13 protein-coding genes and 3 pseudogenes are annotated in these 21,828 nt (G+C 40.7%); 1 reads left to right on the top strand and 15 read right to left on the bottom strand.

From position 1 onward, the window contains the following. Positions 1-33: 33 nt before the first annotated feature. From NQU59_RS11990 to NQU59_RS11920, 15 genes and pseudogenes are all read right to left on the bottom strand, one after another. Positions 34-372 (bottom strand): hypothetical protein, encoded by a 339-nt coding sequence (locus NQU59_RS11990; protein ID WP_005270922.1) that lies wholly within the window; start codon positions 370-372, stop codon positions 34-36. 206 nt (positions 373-578) lie between these two features. Continuing rightward, a pseudogene (locus tag NQU59_RS18870) lies at positions 579-798 on the bottom strand (VENN motif pre-toxin domain-containing protein); the annotation flags it as partial. Positions 799-989: 191 nt separating this feature from the next. Further along, positions 990-1,301, bottom strand: coding sequence for a hypothetical protein (locus NQU59_RS11980; RefSeq protein ID WP_005241199.1), 312 nt, complete (start codon positions 1,299-1,301; stop codon positions 990-992). 319 nt (positions 1,302-1,620) lie between these two features. Then, positions 1,621-1,764 carry a hypothetical protein gene (locus NQU59_RS11975; RefSeq protein WP_257063589.1) on the bottom strand — a complete coding sequence of 48 codons (144 nt, stop codon included), beginning with the start codon at positions 1,762-1,764 and terminating at the stop codon, positions 1,621-1,623. A gap of 10 nt (positions 1,765-1,774) precedes the next feature. After that, positions 1,775-2,263, bottom strand: a complete 489-nt coding sequence (locus NQU59_RS11970) for a hypothetical protein (protein WP_257063588.1) — start codon at positions 2,261-2,263, stop codon at positions 1,775-1,777. 42 nt (positions 2,264-2,305) lie between these two features. Beyond that, a complete protein-coding gene (locus tag NQU59_RS11965; RefSeq protein WP_005241194.1) occupies positions 2,306-2,494 on the bottom strand; it encodes a hypothetical protein in 189 nt (62 codons plus the stop codon). Between the two features lie 63 nt (positions 2,495-2,557). Further along, positions 2,558-2,797, bottom strand: a complete 240-nt coding sequence (locus tag NQU59_RS11960; protein WP_257063587.1) for a hypothetical protein — start codon at positions 2,795-2,797, stop codon at positions 2,558-2,560. A gap of 274 nt (positions 2,798-3,071) precedes the next feature. Continuing rightward, a complete protein-coding gene (locus NQU59_RS11955) occupies positions 3,072-4,112 on the bottom strand; it encodes a VENN motif pre-toxin domain-containing protein (RefSeq protein ID WP_257063586.1) in 1,041 nt (346 codons plus the stop codon). A 93-nt stretch (positions 4,113-4,205) separates the two neighbouring features. Further along, a complete protein-coding gene (locus NQU59_RS11950; RefSeq protein ID WP_257063585.1) occupies positions 4,206-4,568 on the bottom strand; it encodes a hypothetical protein in 363 nt (120 codons plus the stop codon). Beyond that, complete coding sequence (locus NQU59_RS11945; RefSeq protein ID WP_257063584.1) at positions 4,568-5,284, bottom strand: CdiA family toxin C-terminal domain-containing protein; 717 nt, start codon at positions 5,282-5,284, stop codon at positions 4,568-4,570. The genes NQU59_RS11950 and NQU59_RS11945 overlap by 1 nt, the downstream gene beginning before the upstream one ends. Further along, complete coding sequence (locus NQU59_RS11940) at positions 5,268-5,552, bottom strand: hypothetical protein (protein WP_257063583.1); 285 nt, start codon at positions 5,550-5,552, stop codon at positions 5,268-5,270. The genes NQU59_RS11945 and NQU59_RS11940 overlap by 17 nt, the downstream gene beginning before the upstream one ends. Positions 5,553-5,616: 64 nt before the next feature. Continuing rightward, positions 5,617-5,823 (bottom strand): annotated as a pseudogene (locus NQU59_RS11935) (VENN motif pre-toxin domain-containing protein); the annotation flags it as partial. A gap of 192 nt (positions 5,824-6,015) precedes the next feature. Beyond that, complete coding sequence (locus tag NQU59_RS11930) at positions 6,016-6,411, bottom strand: hypothetical protein (protein WP_257063581.1); 396 nt, start codon at positions 6,409-6,411, stop codon at positions 6,016-6,018. A gap of 11 nt (positions 6,412-6,422) precedes the next feature. Next, positions 6,423-17,996 (bottom strand): two-partner secretion domain-containing protein, encoded by an 11,574-nt coding sequence (locus NQU59_RS11925; protein ID WP_257063580.1) that lies wholly within the window; start codon positions 17,994-17,996, stop codon positions 6,423-6,425. A 61-nt stretch (positions 17,997-18,057) separates the two neighbouring features. Next, the gene (locus NQU59_RS11920) at positions 18,058-19,764 is read right to left on the bottom strand and encodes a ShlB/FhaC/HecB family hemolysin secretion/activation protein (protein ID WP_257063579.1); all 1,707 of its coding nucleotides are present in this window, start codon (positions 19,762-19,764) and stop codon (positions 18,058-18,060) included. 366 nt (positions 19,765-20,130) lie between these two features. Here NQU59_RS11920 and NQU59_RS11915 point away from each other — a divergent pair. Then, positions 20,131-21,800 (top strand): annotated as a pseudogene (locus tag NQU59_RS11915) (FMN-binding glutamate synthase family protein). The last annotated feature ends 28 nt before the right edge of the window (positions 21,801-21,828 follow it).

Raw genomic sequence — 21,828 nt, 5'->3', positions numbered from 1 at the left:
ACATTAAAATCAAGAAAAACAAACTACAAAATTTTATGATTTTTCATCATAAATAAACTTCGTATGAGCCCTGCCATTTTCATCCAGTGTAAGAATAAGCTTAGTCCATACTCCTCCTGTATGTTCCTGTACTAATCTATGAAGCTCCTCCAGCAGATAAGGAATTTTTGATTCTGGATCACTCATGAAAACAAATTTCTCATTATTTTCAATAAAATAAGAAAAATTTGCTTCCATAGAAACTGAATGATCTATAGGAGATTTACAATAATCAAAAATACCTTGTAATGAATCATAATCTTCATAAACAGAATCAACCATGATCTGTAATAAATTTGTCAAAATTTCTGTTTGACGGCTAATCATATCCATAATCACACTCATTTCTTGGATGGTTCATTATTAAAATATTTGATAACTGGTTTTCCATTAAGAACATATCTTATCTCCATCATCAGGCTGGCTTATACTATTAATTAACTTTTGAGTATCTTCTGGGCTTAAATTATTTTTAACAGAATAATCAACAGCGGACTGAATTGACATCGCAAGATTTTTGTTTATTGGTAATGCAAAATCATTTTTCTCCACCGCATTCTGCGCAGACTGTCCACCTTGAACTGTACTTGATACATCACCTGTGGTTGCACCGACAGCACTACCTGCTAAACCGACAATTGAGCTAATTGTAGATTTCTCACTTGCGGTTAAATCTTTAGCTTTCTTACCATACAAATACTCAGCAAGTAACGGCGCTGCGGCCTCAGCACTACCTGCTGCAATGCCTGCACCACTCGCAGTAGGTGCGGACAAGCCTGCCGATACCATATCTTCTATTTGGCAATTGATAAATATAAAAATATTTTCGATCTACAACCTTATAAAATAGCTACATTCTTACCTCACCATTTTGCATTAAAATTATATTTTCCGAACCAAACCTCTCTTTTATAATCAGGGAGTTATGCAGTCTCTCTTTTCATCTAAGTTTATATTTTGCTTTTAATGAACTTTAGTTTAGAAAACAAATTAATCGCATCTTCATCACGATCTAAAATATCATCTAACAAATTGTTTTCAGCCAAAGCCCAATGCAGTAACATAAAACTACTATTACCATCACTACCAATATAAACCACATCAAAACTAAATTTAGGATCAATAACTTCAACATCCTTCTGACGAAATGCAGCTATACTATCCTCACCAACGGCTATACCATAAAAATAAATATCCTTATTATAATGATATAGACCATAAACATTTACTTCTTCACCATACTCTTTATCAATTACACGCATAAAATAGCTCACTTCAATTTACTTTTTGTTCAGACAAAGGTTTACTAACAATTTTCATGTCATAAACCTTTTCTTTCACACTATTTTATCTGCCAATTTTTATATATTTCTCAAGCATTAAAAACAGCATCTAAAAAAGAAGAAAACAGCTGTTTTATTTTCTATGGCTGTTAAAATAATTTTTTTATACTACACCACAGCTCCTCCAAACCGCTATATTTACAGGAATACTCTATTGTCAAATCTAAAGCCTTAGGCAAGTCCTCATAGGAAATACTTTCATCTTCATAATTATCGATTAATAACCCTAGATGCTTATTTAGACAATTAAAATAATCAATTTTTCTAAAGCCTCATAATCACTTTGGGAAATATTTAACTCTATCAGATCCCCTTCAATATTTTCATCAAAATCTAATCTTAATTTAGCTTGTTCGGATATAGGGGCACAAATGGTTTTCATGATCTTGTTCCTAATAAGTTACTTTATCAATTTTAAAATGAGTTGCCTCATTATATTCAGCTTGCGACCTACCAGACTTCTTACCATTTGGTAAAGTCTTGTTGCTTGGAACATTCCCATTCAAGTCTAAATACTTCCTTTTACCTTTTAAAGATGGATCAAAGACTCTAAAATACCCCCCTTTTGGATCATCTTTCGCCTTTAAATTAACTTTGTTCGGGTCATAACCAAACAATCCATTATTTTTTCTCTGTGCATCTGTAGCCTGAAATGCCTTAACCGCAGAACCATTTTCAATGATCGGCTTGCCATTATTGTCGGTGAGAACTTTACCTGACATTGAATTAATTGTTTCTGCCGCAAACTTCATATTCGCAATATGTCTTTCTAGACTTCTGTCTGCTGTATTCGCGCCAGCTTGATCCCATTGGCCTGCCATATTTAGCAGTTGCTCACGCCCTTCTGTATCAACTTTTCCGTAAGGTACATTATATAACATCGTATACCAGTAATTATAACTATCCCGATCCATTGGACCATTTCAGCTAGCTAATTCTGCTGCCTTTTTCTTAAGCATAGCAATTTCATCAACATGCAATTGTCGGTTATTTGAGTCAACATTAATCGCTGTACCAATGCTGCCAGTTGACAATCCTGTCGATGCACCTACACCTGTCAGTGTCAGCGTACTCACCCCATTTGCAACCAACTTAGCAGTATCTGAACTCATGCCTTTCTCAATTAAGGCATTGGTCACATTATCTTAGAATTGGTTAATGGTTCTGCTAAAAAATTAAAACCTCCAATTTCCTTTAACATTTTCAACCCATTTTGCAGCCTCCCCTCCTCCCATTAACACCTCATCATCCCCCCAAGCTAAAATAAATTCATTTGAGTTATCGAATATATAATAATTAAAGTTATAAACTTGGGATAAAATCACCTTTAGATCACAAAAATTTTTAAATTTAACCAACCTATTATAATCTTTAAAATCAAATGAGTAAAACACTTCACCAATATTATCAGGCAACAACTCTAAGAGTAACTCTTTGTTACCCGCACCATTAGGTAAGTGTTTACCATTAATTTTTGTCTATCTAAAAATTCACGGATAGGAATTTCTTTTAAATTATTTCGATTGATAGATAACTCAAAATCTTTCAAACTATATATAGAAAATAAACTATACAACTTTTCTTGACTTTTATTTTCTGAAAGTATTTCATAATTAATACTCATTGAATCAGCCACTTCAAAAAATCTTCTACAAAATAAATTAAACTACTCATTAAGTTAAATTCCCATCACTTTTTAGGCTTATCTTTGCTACGGTTAAAATCAACTTCATCTAAGAAAATATGACCAACAATATTTTTTTTACCAGGTGTACCTACACCATCATGGCCTAAATCTATACTTACTTCAGCACCACGATTCTTACCTGATGTTACTCTATATTCAGTAGGGAAACTTTTACCATTTTTATCTACCCCCCATTTAGTAACACTGAACTCATTTTTGGAAACTCCAGTCTTTGCAAATGCTAATTCAATAGTATCCTTTGTTGAATAGTTTTTACCTCTTAAGTCCAAATCAATACCTTGTTTAAATTCATAACCATTTTTATTAATTTCATTTTTATTTGGGGAATGTTGTTCATTCGGTTTCGAAATTTTTAAACCTTTTACACTCCCCATCGCCCCTACAATTGCAACAGCTGTAAGCTGGGCTGTTTGATCGTCCATTCCATATTTTGCTTGTAATTGCTTTGCAATTTCAGTATTAACGACAATACCTTCAGCGTTAATTTGTTGGAGATATAAGGCGCCTGGATCTATATTTGGCAGATATTTAGTTGCATTTCCTATAGCTTCTTTAACCTGATTTCTTTGAGTTAAAATAAACTGATAGTATGTTTTACAAGCAGAAGGTGACGTCGAACAAACAGCTACTAATTCTTCGTCCTGTTTTAATGCTAAGACTCTATATTTTTCTATAACTTGATCACAATTTCTATTCTTATTACAGGACTGCATTTCATCCTTGTAAGAATTTACCTGTTTCACTGTTAAATAATTATTCTCCACCGCATTCTGCGCAGACTGTCCACCTTGAACTGTACTTGATACATCACCAGTGGTTGCACCAACAGCGCTCCCTGCTAAACCGACAATAGAGCTAATTGTAGATTTCTCACTTGCGGTTAGATCTTTAGCTTTCTTACCATACAAATACTCCGCAAGTAACGGTGCTGCGGACTCAGCACTACCTGCTGCAATACCCGCGCTCAAGGCATTATTACCACCTGTCGCGGCAACTGCTGCACCTAAAATCGTATGAGCCAAGATATGCGCTGCACTACCTTCAGCATCTTTATCTTGAAAGTACTGGCCAATCTCGTAACTGATTTTTGGACTGAGTGTCGATGCTATAATTGCTCACAAATCATATTTTACAAATATTTTTTCAATCTCGTCTTTTCTAGAAGGCTGTTCTTTCAAGACGTTCTCTAGACCTTGTCGAATATGATACATAACCGTCTCCTCATCATAATCTCCTTCATTCGGCTCTAAACCCATCATTTCATGTACCCAAGCACAATAAATCGTTGTTCCATCTTCTTGTAACTCAGGAGCTAAACTCCAACCAGGATCACCTCCAACAGGTTCCATTGGATCTTTGCCTATAATGCCTCTCAAATAATATTCTAGGTCTTGCCCTCCTGTTATTCCAAAACCTAAGCACCAAAGCAAAGGCATTAACTCTACTGAAGAGCCCTCTTCATTAATATAACCTATCATTATTTGATTGCTCCAGAAGTAGGATTTATAGGGAAAGCTGATGGAACATAATTAGTCCCTTTATATGAACTAATCGGCACTCTAAAAGTAATCCCATTCACTATTACATGCTGTATTTTATTTCCATTTACCCCATAATTTAAAATCGCTTTTGATGCTGCTTCATTTGCCATTATTGCCATCTGTTTATCACTATACACTTTCGGATCATAAACTGTTTTTGTCTCAATCCTTCCATTTGGTAATTGATATTTAATATCAGTAATGCCTTTTGACACTTGAGTTGGGTTACCAATTACTTTCCCCCCATTACTATTAAGGACATCATAGAAATTATCAGAATTATGTCCACCTGAAATTACTTTCTGGTTTTTACGGCCTGCAACTTCACCATTAATTAAATGTTTTCCTAAAGGTGTATCAACTTGGCTTGTACCAGCTGGAGTATGCCCATCTCTAGGTCGAATAGGAACCTGACCAGCGAAATTCGCCTCTGGCTCATTAGTAACGGGTTCTTTTTTCTTCGTCGCATCAACTTCTGCTACTTTCTCAGTGGTTTTGACCTCACTCTTCACACCTTGTGATAACTTCCCACCAACTTTACCCAGTAAAACTGCTTCTGCAATTGCAGCAGCTGCGCCTAGGGCATCTTGGCTTAATTGACTGAGCTCTGGCTTTCCATTATTAACGCTAAATACTTCATTTTTCCTTATCAAATTCTTTTAGTTTTTCTAGAAAAATTTGCCAAGTCTCTGGAACGCCTTCAACTATATCTATATATAAATCCCAATCCTCTTTTAATATATTATATAGAACAGGATGCATTTGACGAATATCATTATCTAAAGCGGCCTTGAACTCAAACAACTCAGATGAATCATTACTAGTTATATCTATTTCACTTTCAAAAAAACCCTCAGCCCAATATAATTTTCTATCATTGATAAGTAGTGATATTTTCCATCTGTAAAATATATAGAGCATACCATTCCTTTCAATCCTGAATCTTTCTCAACGAATCTCATTTTATTCACTCCAAGTTGGTCTGATAATTACTCTCCACCGCATTCTGCGCAGGCTGTCCACCTTGAACTGTACTTGATACATCACCTGTGGTTGCACCGACAGCACTACCTGCTAAACCGACAATAGAGCTAATTGTAGATTTCTCACTTGCGGTTAAATCTTTAGCTTTCTTACCATACAAATACTCGGCAAGTAACGGCGCTGCGGCCTCAGCACCACCTGCCGACACCATATCTAATAGCACACCCGCTTTTTGCCACTGGCTGGCTCTTTAAAAAAAGAAACCCATAATTAATTGTCAAAAATTTCACAACATAAATAAAAATAAAAAACTGAGCTAAAATTTAACTCAGTTTAAGATTATATATTTATTTTCCACCATAGGTTAAAAATCTAAATACAACTAAGAAAACACTATAGTTTAAATACCATAAACCTGCTTAAGACGCGGTAAACAACTCAAGATTTCTTCTCTATTTTGTGGATTAGATTCAACATATGCTAATGCAATTATCTCCAACACCAATGCAAAAGTTTTAAATGGTACTTTACCATCAAACTCACCATTAAAATAAAATTCTGCTGCATCAACCGTATGTCCTTCATCAACCACATCATTCATAAGTAAATAAGTTGAAGTTTCTTGAATGCTATCACCCTCACCTCGAATAGCATTTTTAAGAATATTAATAAAATAATCATTTTCAGAACACGTACTAAAATAATCCATAAAATATGCTAACAAAGGCGTAGCGTCAGGATGTTTTTTTAAAATATCCTGACGATTATTTCTCAACCATTCAATCATGTACTGCATTTTAAACTCTCCTACTTAAGCTTATATTTTGGTGGTATAGATGGTTTAGGTGTATTAGGCATAGTTGGAAATGCATTTGATATTTTCCCTGTCTTCGCATCCCGAGATACAGTAAATATATAACCATCGACATTTACTTTTATTAACCTTTCATCTGCTGGCATTTTTAGGAGTAGCTCCGCACCTTTCTTTACTGCCTGCATTTGCATATTAACCATTTTTTGATCAGAAATAATTTTAGGATCATAAACTGTTTTTTGTTGTACATTTTTATAACTGCCATCTGGTTTGCCAGCTCTATCAACACCAGGAGCTTGATAATTATAAGTTTTCAAACCTGGGTACTTCGGATCTATTATAGGCTCACCAATTAAAGCAGATCCTGATTTATCCAATGCCTGATTAAAAGACTTAATATTATGAGATCCACTAATTGACCCCGCACTATTACGGGTACCAATCTGTGTATTATGCTCTAAAAGAATTTGTTGCATATTTGGAGGAATTGTAGCTGAAACCTTTTCATTAAGAACATGAGTATCAAAATTAGATACCTCTCTAGCCTTCTGGCTTTTTGCTATATTTTCTTTAATCGTTTCTTTCTGCTTAACAACCTCACTTGTTTTTTCTAATGTCTTTAATTCAGAGACATTATTAGCCCCAAGCTTTTTAATACTCGTTGCACTCAATCCCAAACTAGTAAACACTTCTGCTTGAGTTCTTTGAGCATTTGCTACTTTCTCAGGATCTCCACTGCTTAAATCTTGATAAGATTGTTTAATTTTATTTGCTTGTTCTTTTAAATCTAAGTTGGTTAAAAAATCAATGACCGCTTGACCTTTTTGACGGTTATTCTCCATCGCATCTGCACATGCTGATGTACCTAATGGACAATGTATTGCTGATACGGCGGTATCACCAAATGCATCTGCTATCATCAACAAACCATCAGCCACAGTACCAACACCCTTGATAGCACCTTGATCTATCGGATGTTTTACTTTAGATGAAAGCCCGTTAAAAAATTCATTTACCTTTTTACGAGTATCACGTCCTAATAGAGAATTATTCTCCACCGCATTCTGAGCAGATTGTCCGCCTTGAACCGTACTTGATACATCACCTGTGGTTGCACCGACTGCACTACCTGCTAAACCAACAATTGAACTAATTGTAGATTTCTCACTTGCGGTTAGATCTTTAGCTTTCTTACCATACAAATACTCCGCAAGTAACGGCGCTGCGGCCTCAGCACCACCTGCTGCAATACCCGCACTCAAGGCATTATTACCACCTGTTGCGGCAACTGCTGCACCTAAAATCGTATGCGCCAAGATATGCGCTGCACTACCTTCAGCATCTTTACCCTTAAAGTACTGACCAATTTCATAGCTTGCCGCTGGACTCAATGTCGAGGCTGCAATACCTGCACCACTCGCAGTAGGTGCGGACAAGCCTGCCGACACCATATCTAATAACACACCCGCTTTTTGCCACTGGCTGGCATCTTTCCCTGCGGCTTTTAACTCATCAATCTGCTTATTGATTTCAGCCTTAGCTTCTTGACGATTGGCATCAAACTTCTTGGTCACATCCATCTGTAGATTAATTTCTTTCTGAACCTTGTCCTTATCAAACACATTGTTCAGAGCACCACTGTTCTCGCGCGCTGTATCCGTCGTAACATCGGTTAAAATCTCAGATTTAATCTGCTCCGCAGTTTTTCCTGTCAGTTGTTGCTGTGCAGCTTCGTTCGTGATGGTGATATTTTTCGTATTCACTCCACTCTTGGTCACACTACTGTCTTGATCACTGTCCAGACCAAACCCTATCGACTTGCTTACACCCACCTGGCTTGAAGCATGCCCGTCAATCTTATTCGGCTTCGACAGTACCGTATCCGCTTGCTTTTCCCCTTTGCTGTTGGTTGCTCCAGCATTGAAGCCAGCACCCACCGAAATACCTTTGGCATCATACTCACTGACATTTCGCAGCTCAGAATGCGTCAATGTTCCCGTACTGAGGCTGTTTTTATTCTGCGTCTCGGCAAGCTGGGTCGAAGTAATCATCGCACCTTTCAGATCTGCATTGTCTTTGACCTTGATCTGATAACCCTCATCACCTGCAAAAATCCCAGATTGCTCACTAACCGAAACATGATTGGCATTGATATTCGATTTGCTTGCACTGATTGAGGCATTGCCACCACCACCCAAGCCAACACTGACTTGCCCAGAAATATTTTGCTGCTTGCTCTTATAGGTTGCCTTGTCTTGCAAACTCTCAATATTCAGTTCTTTGGCATCGACCTGTACCGCTTTGCCTTGTACCTGACCACCGATAATATTGGTTGCATTACCGCTGCTAATCGTGGTCTGACTGTCTTTAGAACCGACATGGCTATTAACATAGCTGGTTGATTCGCCATTGCCTTTACCCTTACCCAGATTACCACCTGCCGTAATGGCTGGCCCAGTTTGATTACTGATAGCAACACCCGCATTCCAGCCCGCACTCTTGTTGCCAGATTCTTCCTTGCTGTTTTGTTCAGCCGCTTTAATATTCACATCTTGATCGGCCGCCAAATGTGTACCCTTCAAGCCCATCACATCAGAACCAATAATATTGATATTGGAATCTTTGCCTGCGCCTGTAGCCACAATATTGGTTTTGCCGCCCGCTGAAACCGTACTCTGACTCGCGGTGGTGCTTTCTGAACGGTTAAACTCGGTATTCTTTTGCTGACCGTAGGTTAGGCTCACACCCACTTCTACCTTACCTGCATTGTTGAGATCACTCGCAACATCAGCCAATTGTTTCAGTGACTGGCCAGCCTTATAGCTGTCAAATCCTGCATTGGCTGCGGCCATCGCATTGACCCGATCATTTTTGCTTTGCCCGACCTGCTTGCCACTCTCCAGTGCTGTTTGAACGTTGGAGACCACAGGTACATTCACAGCAAGAGTTAAGCCTTTTTGTTCCATCTCATGTTTATACTGACTGGTACTTTTTTCCTTAGCCGCTTCAATCGTGACTTGCTGCGCCAAGATATTGACATCACCCTGTTGGGAAGAAACGGTACTGCCAGTTTGCTGATAGTTTTTACCGGCCACAATATTGGTGTTGCCGTTTAGACTACCGACCATTGAACCACTGTTGGTATGTTGGGTTTGCTCCTGCTCTGTTTTTTCTTTTTTAGAGCCGATACTCACTCCCAGACCGCCACTCGACATCAAACCAGATTTCTTGGTTTGGGTATTATTGATGTTGAGATAACTATTTTCAGCTCCCTTAATCTCAATATTTTCTTTGGCCTGAATCTGAGTCAGTTCATCCGACACCACCTCACTGCCTTGAATCTTGATATTTTTCGCGTCCAGAACAACTTTTTTGCCGTCAATGGTACTCGCGATTGCTTCATCACGCTGAATACGAAGCTGCCCTTGTTCAGTTGAACGGCTTAATAGCCCCTTGCTTTCTATTTTATAGCCCTGTTCGACATCGGATCGATTACGGCCCTCAACAATATCCAGTTGTTGCTGTGCAGATAAAATACTTGATCCTTGTTCACTTGAAATCTGTGAACCTTTCACCTGAATGTTCTCAGCCTGTAAACGGGTATCGCCTTGACTCTTAATTACAGAGCCGATATCTCGCTGTTTTTTATCAAAGTTATAATTATCTGCATCGGCATAACCGTGGTTATTGAGCTCAGTCTGAATCGTACCGATATTCAAATTACCCTGCGTTTTAATTAAGCTTGAACCATTTTCATTAATAATCTCAGCCCCTTTAATTGTTGCATCACCACCGACACGAACCGAGATCGAAGTTTTGAGATTTTCTGAATCAATCGTTTTTACACCTGATGGGGCTTTGGTGTAGATCCCCGCCACACGATCAATACCGGTACGGGTAAATACGCTTTCCCCAATCTTGTTTTCACTGCTTTGGGTTGAACTGCTTAAGTTGAGATTATTCCCCACATTTAAGTCAACCTTGTCCTGAGCATGGATTTGCCCACCAATAATATTGAGATCTTTTTTAGTGGTTAATCCAACTTGGTTGGCTTGGATGCGACCATTTAGTACATCAATATTTTCAGCATTTAAAACAACTGCTTGACGCCCGGCTATAGTCCCTGAGTTAATCACATTGTCTTTAACATCCAACTGAATCGAATCCGCTGAAATCAGCGTACCATCGCCTCTCAGATCACCGACACGTGCTTTGACATACACCTGTGGAACAAGGGCTTTGGTGCTGCTTCCATCTGCTAAAATAATGGTCTTTTCTTCAAGCCAGACAATATCACTGGTGAGCTGAGCAATCTGTTCAGGGGTTAAAGCAATCCCTGGCTGTAATTTGTACTGCTTCGCAAATGATGCACCATTATTCATCAAGGCCTTATATTGATCTTCATCTGAACCATAGCCATCAAGGAAACGTCGGCCCGTTAATTTTGCAACCTGATCTTGCACCAAACGCTGTTCATAATAACCGTCACCCAGACGTTTTTGCTGTAATGCAGGGTCTAAACCGAGTGCTTTAATCATATGGTCTGACGAAAGCCATTTCTTATAATTGGTAAAGGCCGGGTCTGTTTCAACCAAATGCTGAGCTTGGCTGTCTTTCGTGGTAATCAACAAGGCATTGCTAGGCAAACGAATATGATCTTGTGTAATGGTTCTTACCGTAACGTCATCGGATTGATGAATCGCGGATGCATCTTTTTTCACTCCATATAATTGAGTACTTTTAACCTCATCAACGTTTTGTTGCTGTCCACCCTCAAGCTCAGCTTTGCTGTCAACATTTAATGCATTCAGTCCATCAGGTTTCTTGATCGTCACATCAAGGTCTGAAGTGACTTGACCTGCTTTAACATCAATCTGCTGGTTTTGGCTGTGTTGATTGTCTCGTTGCGCTTGATTGCCCGTTTGTGCCTGATCAACGTGTTGCTGGATGGATTGCTGTTTAATATTCTCAGCCGGATTGGTTGATGTATTCAGCGTATGTTCTTTAATCTCACCTAAACGGATCGGTTGTGTGGTCACAACATCAGAAGGTTGATAATTAACTTTGCCTCCCCACTTATGTTTATGTTTGGTTCTTAGCTTATTCCAACCCACAGAGTGCCATTGGCTGGTCCCGTTTTCAACTTTATCAATAGTGCGTAAATCAGTGCTCTCATTGGTTATCGAACCAATACCATTCAAGATAGACTGACCCACAAGTACCTGACTGTCCTTATTCAGGAAATTTGCATCAGGTGAAAAACTCAGATTACCACCTGCAATAATCTGTCCAGGACTGGTGGACTGGACTTCATCTGCACTATGAACTTTGGTAAACTCGTATTTGGTCCAATCCTCACCGATTTCACGCGTTGCAGCGCCACCTTCTACGTCTGGAACAAATAGGATCGCATTGCTCAAGCCACGTTTTGATTTTCCTAGGCGGACATCTTTTGAGTCCCATGTTTGCCCATCTTTACCGTATTCAGTTACGCTTTCCCGCTTTTTCTCAATCAATTGAATGACCAGATTTTCATTCATATTTTCAATATGATGAGCGCCTAAATGCATATCTCCAATCGATTCAATGACCGCACTGCCATTGTAGATTTTATCTGCACTGCCTTGTGCTTTTAGGTTACTGTCTAGGCTGCCACCGATATTTAAATTACCAGCACTGAAAATCCAGGCATTGTCTCGCCCATTGTCCTTGACCTCGCCACCTGAACGGTTATTCAACGTTCCGATACCAAGATCCATATCTCCACGAGAAGCAATGACTGCGCCTGTACCTGCAAGATTACTCTGGTTATCTAGCGTATTGGCCTGAATCGCAACATGTGTACCATAAATCCGCGCACCATCATTCCAGACACGATTTGCCTGAATATGGGTCAGGTCACCCCCATTAATCAAACCTTGGTTATGTACTGTGTTTTGAGCAAGCAAATGCATTTCATTTGCTGAAATAGTTGCATCTTTCTGGTTATCAATGTTTTGTGCATTCAGCATGATTTTCTGGCCAGCCGACAACTCAGACCGATTGATAATATTCTTTTCCGTACTTAACTTGAGTAAGCCATTTGCACCGATTTTTCCATCTTGAGTATGGGTAAAATCTTGTTTTAAATCAATTTCAACATTGCCTTCACTGATGATTTTACCTTGGTTAACCAACTCATTGGCTTGAATATCTAACTGATTTTTTGCCAGTAGCTCACCACCGGTATTATCGATATTCAGACCTTTCTCCGCAGTGCCAATACGCAATTGATTTAAACTGCTTATAGTTCCGGCCTGATTTTTCAACTGGGCTTGAATATTCAGTTGCGCCTGATCATTGGCACGGATCACACCAGATTGGTTATCTAAGCGTTGTGCATGAAGCTCAAGATTTTTTGCGTTTAAGCCGCCAGCAACCTTGCCATCTTTGGTTTGGCTATTGATCACGTCATTGGCATGAATTGTCAGCTTTTCACCCGCCGTAATCTGGCTTCCAACCCCGCTGTTATCAACCTGATCCACACTTAGATTGAGATTTTTTTGTGCTTGCAGCGTCCCCGCATTATTCTGGATTGCTCCACCATTCTGCTGTTGCTGAATGTTCAGATCAGTCTGGCTCATGATTTGCCCAGCTTGATTGCCAATATTCTGGGCAGTGATCTGTTGGGTATCCATTGAGGCAATATAGCCCTTCTGGTTTTCAAGTGTCGAAACATTCAGATCAATCGAACCCTGACTGAGAATCCCGCCTTGCTCACCAGAGTTATTGTTCAGCAAGGCCTGCTGATGGGTATTAATTTTAACAGACTGCTCGGCTTGAATCAGACCGGCTTGGTTATCCACAAGCCCTGTATTTAAATCAACCGTTTTTGCCAGAATCTTACCTTGTTGATTGTTTAGCTGTTGCTGTTGGGTATTAATACTCAACTGATTTTTTGCAGCAATTTGTCCAGTACGGTTATCTAGTCCAAGCGAATTCAGGCTTAGGTTCTGCCCAGCATAAATATCACCTTGCTGGTTAATCAGCTGCCCTTGGGCATGGACATTCAGATCTGCATTTTCCGAACGAAGTGTGCCTTCCTGATTATTCAATGTGCCAGTTTGAATAGCTAGATTCTGCTTGGCTGCCAAGACACCTTTATGATTATCAATGCTGCCTTTGACATTGAGCTGAGCTTGGCCTTCAGCAAAGATCTGTCCCTGCTGGTTTTTAAGCTGTACCGCATCAAGCCCTAAATCTTGCTTGCTGTACACCACGCCTTGCTGGTTATCTAATACAGCTGCATTGATCTTTGCATCAGTACCAGCAAAGATTTCACCCGACTGGTTGTCTAAATTATTTTGGATGTTGAGATCAAGTTGGTTTTGTTCTGAACGGATTTTTCCTGCATTATTATTTAATACACCTGCATTTACTTGAAGCTGCTGATTCGCAACAACAGTTCCTGATTGGTTATTCAGTTGCTCGCTTACCGTCAGATTCTGCTGCGCTTTGGCGTATAGCACACCTTCGGTATTATCAATCTGCTGCGCACCAACCTGAAGCGATTGACCCGCTACCACTTTACCTTTTTGATTCTGAATATTCTTGGCTTTGATCTCAAGATTCTTGGCTGCAGAAATCTCACCAGATAAATTATTCAAATCATTTTGGACATTGAGCGTTAACTGCTCTTGCTGGGAACGGATTTGTCCTGCTTCATTGTTGATCGTGCCTGCCTGTAAATCAGCTTGTTTCTCTGCGGCAATGGTCCCTTTTTGATTGTTTAACGATTCGGTGGCTGTCAGCTCCAGCTGTTCAGCTGCATAAACAACACCCTCAGTATTATCTAAGCTCTTGAGCTGTAATTTGCTCGATCCACCCGCTTGTATTTTGCCTTGTTTAGAACTGACATGCTGTGCAGTTAGGTTTAGATTTTTAGCTGCCGCAATTAAGCCAGTATCGTTTTCAACATCTTGGTTGATCGTTAAATTCAGATCAGCATTTTCTGAACGGATTTGCCCTGCATGATTCAAGAGTTGGTTGGAGGTCAGATTCAGTACTTGCTCGGCTGCAATCACCCCAGCACTGTTATCCGTAGTCCCTGCGACATGAAGATCCAACTGTTTTTTGGCGTAAATGGTTCCAGATTGGTTATTCAATTGTGCAGCATTCAACACGGCGTCCGAACCTGCAATCAGTTTCCCAGCCCGATTATCTAACTGCGCTGTATTCAGTTGCAAAGCCTGCGCTGACTGTATGGTTCCAGCCTGATTGTTGAGCGAACCTGCTACATTCAGGTTCACACTCGCTTGTCCAGATTGAATCTGCCCTTTTTGGTTATTTAAATCTTGTGCCTTTAACGCTAATGCCTGTTGTGAAGCAATTAAACCCTGCTGATTATTGAGCCCTTGTTTGACCTCAATATTGAGTTTTTTATCGGCATAAATCGTCCCTGACTCATTGTTCAGATCAGTTACACTTAGATCCAACTGGCCATTACTCAGTATTTTCCCAGTCTGATTATTCAGGCTTTGTGCCTTGATGCTGCTATTGCCAGCGGCACTGATCTCACCTTCACGGTTATTCAGTTGTTTATTGACTGTCAATTGAAGTGAGCCATCTTCGGCTGTTTGCAGCATTTGGCCTTTTTGATGGCTTAGACTGTCGGCACGCAGTTTAATACTTTTAGCTGAGGTGGTCGCACGGTCGAGATTGGCCGAACCCAGTTCAAGCTGCATATTGCCATTGCTTTGAATCTTGCCTTGCTGACCTTGTAAATCTTGTGCAGTAATCTTGAGCTGCTGATCTCCCGCATGCAGGATTGCACCGTCTATCGAGCTCAAGTTCTTGGTCTTGATTTCGGTATGGGCAGCATTACTGATAATTTTCCCTGCATTGTTATCAATACGCTCTGCAATATTCAGAGCAAAATCACCTGTGCCCGTATGCTGGATCAAGCCTTTATTGTTATTGAGTTTTTGGGTATCGAGTTGGATATCCGTTGCGCTGTATTGTCCTGCCTCATTTTCAATACTTTGGCTGGCTTTTAGATTTAACTGTTGCTCGGCAATGAATTTGGCACGATTGGTCTTTAATTCTGTTGTCTCAACCTGAATGTTCTTGGCTTGCGCTGCACTGTCACTTAGATCGGCAGTTTTGCTAGCCTTGACCATGACGTCTGCACCAGCCAAGAGTTTGCCTGCAATTTGTAGATCTTGTGCCGTGATCTCAAGCGTGGCCGCATCGTTATTGAGTTTACCATCAGCACTCAGACCTGCTGCCCAAACACTATCGGCATTGCTCTGAATCTGCTCGGCTTGAACCTGAATCTGATTTTGTGCCGCAAGCTGCCCATGCTGCTGTAACTGACTGACATGCAACTGTGCCGAGTCCCCCGCATATATTTGCCCTGTATTGTTCAATTGCTGGCTTTGAATGTTCAGGTTTTTCGCAGCAATAATATTGCCCGCTGTATCTTTACTGATGCCATTCTCAATATGCGTGGCTTTTAGCACTAAATCTTTGCTTTGGCTTTGAAGCATGCCGCTTTGGTTATTGATCTGCTGCGATTCAATATTTAACTGCTGCCCCGAAATTTGCCCCGCGCTGTTATCCAGTCGATCCGCCTTGATTGCAACATCTTGCTTGGTCGATGCAATTACACCTTTCTGGTTATTCAGTTGCTCCGTTTGCAACTCGACATTGCTTACTGCAAGCAATTTCCCTTCTTGGTTATTGATATTCTTGCTGTCAATCTTCAGTGCCTGTTGACTCTGAATACTGCCCGCTTGGTTATTTAACTGTTGTGCGCGAATATCCAAGGCTTGAACAGCGTTTAACTGGCCTTGCTGGTTATTGACCTTGCTGGCTTGAATATCAATCTGGTTGGCAGAGAGCTTACCGCCTTGGTTTTCAAATTCCTGCCCCGCAAATTTCAATTCAGGCAGTTGTAATTCCCCACCAGTATTGTTGATCTTGTCCCGAACCGTCAGGGTCAGATCATTGTTATTGCTGATCTTACCACTTTGGTTGTTGAGCTGATTTTCAACCTGAATCACGCCATCGGCAAAGGTTTTCGGCTGCACATCGGTCGGTGCAACCACCTCAACCTTGCTGGCATCCTGTGCACTACTGTTTTGTCCCGGATTTTTAACAGTTGGCGGTGCTGTATTATTGTCTGAACCACTATTGCCATTTGAACTGTCTGCGACAGCCCGACCAATCCGACCTTGCTGGTTGTCTAGACTTTGGGCAGTAATATTCAGCTTGGAGCCACCGACTTGTTCAATTTGGCCTTTCTCATTGCTGAGGTTTTTTGCAGTTAAATCAATACGGCCTGCATTGATGACCCCTTGATTGTTATTAATATTACCTTTGGCATCGAGCTTGACTTCATCCATACTGGCAATCAGACCTGCATTACTGATGTCTGTAGCCTGCAACTGAATTTTATTGTTGGTACTACTAATATTGCCAGTATTGCTAATATTTTGTGCCTTAAGCTCGATTTGATCTTTGGCGGCGACAATATTGCCTTGGTTGATTAAATCCCCATTGGCATTGAGCATTAAAGTGGATTCAGTACTACTGATCGAACCCGCATTACGTACGCCAAGTCCTTGTTCAGTCCCGACCAAGAAAATCTTGCCTGCGTACATTCCGCCCAGTTTCCCCACGTCTAGTGCATAACCAGATGGGTTGCTAGATGCACCATTGCCATTTGGGTTTGGGCGGTATTGTGGTGTGGTCTGGTCTTTAACCTGAATATCATTTTGGCCTAAAACTACATTGAGTTCTTTGGCATATAAACCTGCATTGACTTTCAATGCCTGCGTATAGATATCAGTAAACGGCGTTAAACTACCATTTAAGCCTTTACCTTCGATGGTCACTTGCCCTTCACGCACGCGGAAAGATTCAAGATAGCCTTGATTCATCACCGCTTGGCCCGTGGTTAAGGTAAAGCGATCTGCATTGATCACGCCACATCCATCACAGACCAAGCCTGCTGGATTGGCAATCACCACCTGTGCCGACTTGCCTGCAACTTCAAGGTAGCCTCTGAGCTGACTAGGGTTGCTGCTATTCACTTCATTAAGAATAACTTTAGCTTCACCCCGTGCAAGGTTACTATTGCCCTGTACCCAACCGCCAATCTGGGTTTGGGTATTATTGCGTGCATTGTTTAAGATTGCACCTTCTTGACCGACATCAAATTGCTTATAGGTATTCCGCGATACGCCACCTGCACTCGGGGTCTGGATATTCACCTGTACCGTACCATTGGCAGAATTGAGAATTTGCGGTTGTTGATTATTGGGTGCTGAACGGTCTGCAATAATCTGGGTATTGGCAATACTGCTTAATGGCATGGTATAGACTACTGCACCCAACAGACTAATAACAGCAAAATTGAGTGGATTCAGTTTCTTATAAGCATGAACAGTCGATGTCTCAATGGTATCTGTTACCGTGGAACCACTTTGTCCCGCTGTTTTGCTTCGGCTTTTTACAATTTCAGCAACCGCTATAAACATGCCACGTGCTTGGCTAAAAATAACGCGATATCGATTCTTATTCATACCTAAAATACCCAATCTTTATTTATTTAATTAATTCAAAAAAAACAACCAAAAGTGCGGACTAGTACATCCAGTTCACACTAAAACCCGTAGTGAAATCATCGGTTTTAAAATATTCTGGCTTTTTCAACGGCGCACCGACAAATGCGTCATAGCTGACCGACTTAAATACCTGTCCACGTAAGCCCACAACCGCCCCCAGCAAACTGGTGCCAACCAATGGATTTGGATAGTGTGCAGTGGTTCCGCCCACCTGACCATAATCAATGCCGCTGTACCATTGCATCGGAAGTCTCGCAATCGAGCCACTCAGTTCATTGCGAACCAAGAAACCATTATCGGCCATCAAGGTCTGCTCACCATCGTAACCACGCACGGTATAACGGTTACCAATCGAGAAGCGGTCTTGAGGAGTCAATGCTTTTTTACTGTTTTGCATCCGCCATTCGGCCAGATACTGTAAGTTCTGTTGTCCCACTCGAAATGGCACTTGTAAACTGGCATTGGCCTGTAAAATACCAACATGCGTATACGCTTCACCAAACGCTTCTTCTGGGGCACGCATGGCATTAAATGCACCTGTACCGCGTTTATAGGTCAGATTCCCTGTCAGCGTGGCATTGGAGAGATATTCACTATGCTCTAAACTGGCTTTCCAGCCCGCCGTTTTTCGACGCTGTACTTCGACTTCAACATCATTGATAAAGTTCTGTGATTCTCGATACCAGCCACCTACACTGGCAGAGGTCTTGCGTTTGGCGTCACGGTACAATACCCGCGATAGATCAAGACCAATCAGTTTGCTTTTACCGCTATAGTTATAGCTCTCACTAGCACCAGCGACCGTCTGGTTATAATTGGATTGACTATAACTGCTACTGAGTAACCAATATTGATAAGGAATGCTATAACTGAGATAGAAACCATCAGTTCCCCGTTTACCAGAATCACCGCCCCCCAAGTCATGATTATAGCTGCCATAGAATAGGTCATTGGCAGTCAACAGGTTATCTAGAGATAAGGTTGCAGTCCCTTGGTATTTACCAGTTGAATCTGATCCTGCATCATCAATGCCTAGATGCAGACGATAAGGTTTGGATTGCTGCCAAGCCAACTCCAGATCACTATAACCTGGCTCAGCTCGTTGCTCGGAAGGCTTAATCTTGAAATCGGCCTCGACGGTAGGCACACGCTTAAAATTTTCCAAGCCTTGCTCAATATCACGAACATTGAGAATGTCGCCTGATTTCACCGGTAAGGCATTGAACTTATGCGCGCGTTTTGAAGTACCTTCGATAAACTGAACTTGGTCGACCTTACCGGCAATCACTTTAAGCTGGATCGTACCCGAGGCAATATTCTGCTGCGGCAATAGCATACGTGTCGTGACATAACCGTGACTAATCAAGCTGTTTTGAATCAGATCGAGTGCCTGATTGAGCCCTTGTACCCCAATACAGCGTCCAATCAGATTATATTGGCCTTGGGTAACCGGACGCATGGCAAAAGTAAATTGACGTGCATCCTCACCCATTAACACAAATTTTTTAATTTCAAAACAGACATCTTCACTATGCGATTTCAAATATTGTAGTTGAGGTGCTGTCTGTAATTGTGTTTCCAAGCCTGTTTGAACCGATGGCTCAGGTTGTAATTGCTTTTGTAAAGCCTCATCACGTTGTTGCTGACGCTGGATTGCATCTGCCGCTAGAACATTACGTGGTGGCGGTTCAGCCGCATAAATAGAAGTACCAAGTAAACTTAACATAATGAATATTTGGTTTTTTGATTTTTTTAGGTTCATATCAAACAAATAGTAAGAAATTTCAGGTGAATTATTACCAATTGATTACGCTCTGTAAATAAAAAAATTAATTTTTCTCATTTTTTTAATTTAAGTGATGAGATTAACAATAAATATACATCATTATAAAAAGCCAACAATTTATCAAGTTTTAAAAAGCACATAGCTACTTTATGAGATCATTTTAAAAATAGGTTCATAAGCGGATTAACATGATCGTTGAACTAATTTATAAGAGAATAATTCTCAAGTCTAACAATTCGTTACTTGTGGTTAAGGCTGCTTCTTGGCATCGTTTGTCAGTTGCTTCATTATAGGAATCTCCTACCTATGGCCAGCCCAGCGCAAGCTATAAGACATAAACTACTTAATACTTTTTTTCCAGACATTCCGTTTGGTTTCTTTGTATTTTTACTGCTTTAACTATTACTTGGTTTAAATTTACTTATACCCCACATACAATTTACTATTTTATTTCTGATACGCTTTTAAACGGTCTCTGGCTGGTAACAGGGCTACTCAGTATCGTCGGTTTACATGATCTATTACAAAAGAAGCATGCGATCTTAAGAAACTATCCAATTCTTGGACATTTCCGCTTTCTGTTTGAGGATGTTCGCCCCGAAATTCGCCAATACTTTATTGAATCAGATCAGGATGCCCTGCCTTTTTCACGGATGCAACGCAGTCTGGTGTATCAGCGCGCTAAGAATGAAAATGCAGATAAACCTTTTGGTTCAATCATTGATGTCTATGACCCGAATTATCGCTTTATTGTACATTCCATTGCGCCTTGTCCACCTGCAAATCCAGAATCATTCCGTGTCACGGTGGGGAATGCACAATGTAGCCAGCCCTATAGTGCATCGATTATGAATATTTCGGCGATGAGCTTTGGTAGTTTGAGTGCAAATGCCATTCGTGCCCTGAATAAAGGTGCACATTTAGGTAACTTTTATCACGATACAGGTGAAGGCAGCCTAAGTCCCTACCATCTAGAGCATGGTGGAGATATTGTCTGGCAAATTGCCAGCGGTTATTTTGGCTGTCGTACCCCTGAAGGTTTATTTGACCCAGATAAGTTTGCACAGCAAGCCAAGAACCCGAATATTAAAATGATCGAGGTGAAACTCTCACAAGGAGCAAAACCAGGACACGGCGGTATTTTACCAAAACATAAAATTACTGAAGAAATTGCACGTATCCGTGGTATTTCCAGAGATCATGACTGTGTTTCGCCATCCAAACATCCAAGTTTCAACACTCCAATTGAAATGATGCATTTCATCCAGAAACTTCGAGAATTATCAGGTGGTAAACCTGTCGGTTTTAAGCTGTGTATTGGTCAACCTTGGCAATTCATGAGCATTGTCAAGGCCATGTTAGAAACCAAAATTGTGCCTGACTTTGTGGTGGTTGATGGTTCGGAAGGTGGTACGGGCGCAGCACCAATCGAGTTTAGTGACTATATTGGTACACCACTCAGAGAGGGCTTACGTTTTGTCCACAATACTTTAGTGGGTGCCGGACTACGCGACCAAGTCAAAATCGGTGCCAGTGGTAAAATGATCAGTGCATTCGATATTGCCAGTACCTTTGCCTTAGGGGCAGACTGGGTCAATTCTGCGCGTGGTTTTATGTTTGCAGTCGGATGTATTCAGGCGCAAAGCTGTCACACTAACCAATGCCCTGTTGGTGTTGCCACTCAGGATAAAGATCGCCAGAAAGCCATCGACGTACCAAGTAAGGCTGAACGAGTGTTTAACTTCCATAAAAACACCCTGCATGCTCTATCAGAAATGATTGCTGCGGCAGGGCTAAATCACCCATCAGACATCAAAGCACACCATTTGGCACAACGCATGAATGACCGTGAAATTAAAAACTATGCACAGATTCATTTCTTCTTGAAAGAAAATGAATTGCTACATAGTGATTTAAATGATGACGACAATTTCTACTATCGTATGTGGAAAATGGCAGACGCAAATCAATTCTAAAGTCCAAAAAAAGCCACCATATGGTGGC

It is taken from the genome of Acinetobacter colistiniresistens (assembly GCF_024582815.1).
Lineage (GTDB): Bacteria > Pseudomonadota > Gammaproteobacteria > Pseudomonadales > Moraxellaceae > Acinetobacter.
Note: the sequence above shows the minus strand (reverse complement) of the source record. Positions and strands in the feature narration are given on the sequence as shown.

What these genes read in the sequence shown, in the direction of transcription:
- NQU59_RS11990 (WP_005270922.1), bottom strand. Translation starts at nt 372, where the DNA reads ATGGATATGATTAGCCGTCAAACAGAAATTTTGACAAATTTATTACAG.
- NQU59_RS11965 (WP_005241194.1), bottom strand. Translation starts at nt 2,494, where the DNA reads ATGAGTTCAGATACTGCTAAGTTGGTTGCAAATGGGGTGAGTACGCTG.
- NQU59_RS11970 (WP_257063588.1), bottom strand. Translation starts at nt 2,263, where the DNA reads ATGTTATATAATGTACCTTACGGAAAAGTTGATACAGAAGGGCGTGAG.
- NQU59_RS11950 (WP_257063585.1), bottom strand. Translation starts at nt 4,568, where the DNA reads ATGATAGGTTATATTAATGAAGAGGGCTCTTCAGTAGAGTTAATGCCT.
- NQU59_RS11980 (WP_005241199.1), bottom strand. Translation starts at nt 1,301, where the DNA reads ATGCGTGTAATTGATAAAGAGTATGGTGAAGAAGTAAATGTTTATGGT.
- NQU59_RS11925 (WP_257063580.1), bottom strand. Translation starts at nt 17,996, where the DNA reads ATGAATAAGAATCGATATCGCGTTATTTTTAGCCAAGCACGTGGCATG.
- NQU59_RS11940 (WP_257063583.1), bottom strand. Translation starts at nt 5,552, where the DNA reads ATGCTCTATATATTTTACAGATGGAAAATATCACTACTTATCAATGAT.
- NQU59_RS11975 (WP_257063589.1), bottom strand. Translation starts at nt 1,764, where the DNA reads ATGAAAACCATTTGTGCCCCTATATCCGAACAAGCTAAATTAAGATTA.
- NQU59_RS11920 (WP_257063579.1), bottom strand. Translation starts at nt 19,764, where the DNA reads ATGTTAAGTTTACTTGGTACTTCTATTTATGCGGCTGAACCGCCACCA.
- NQU59_RS11930 (WP_257063581.1), bottom strand. Translation starts at nt 6,411, where the DNA reads ATGCAGTACATGATTGAATGGTTGAGAAATAATCGTCAGGATATTTTA.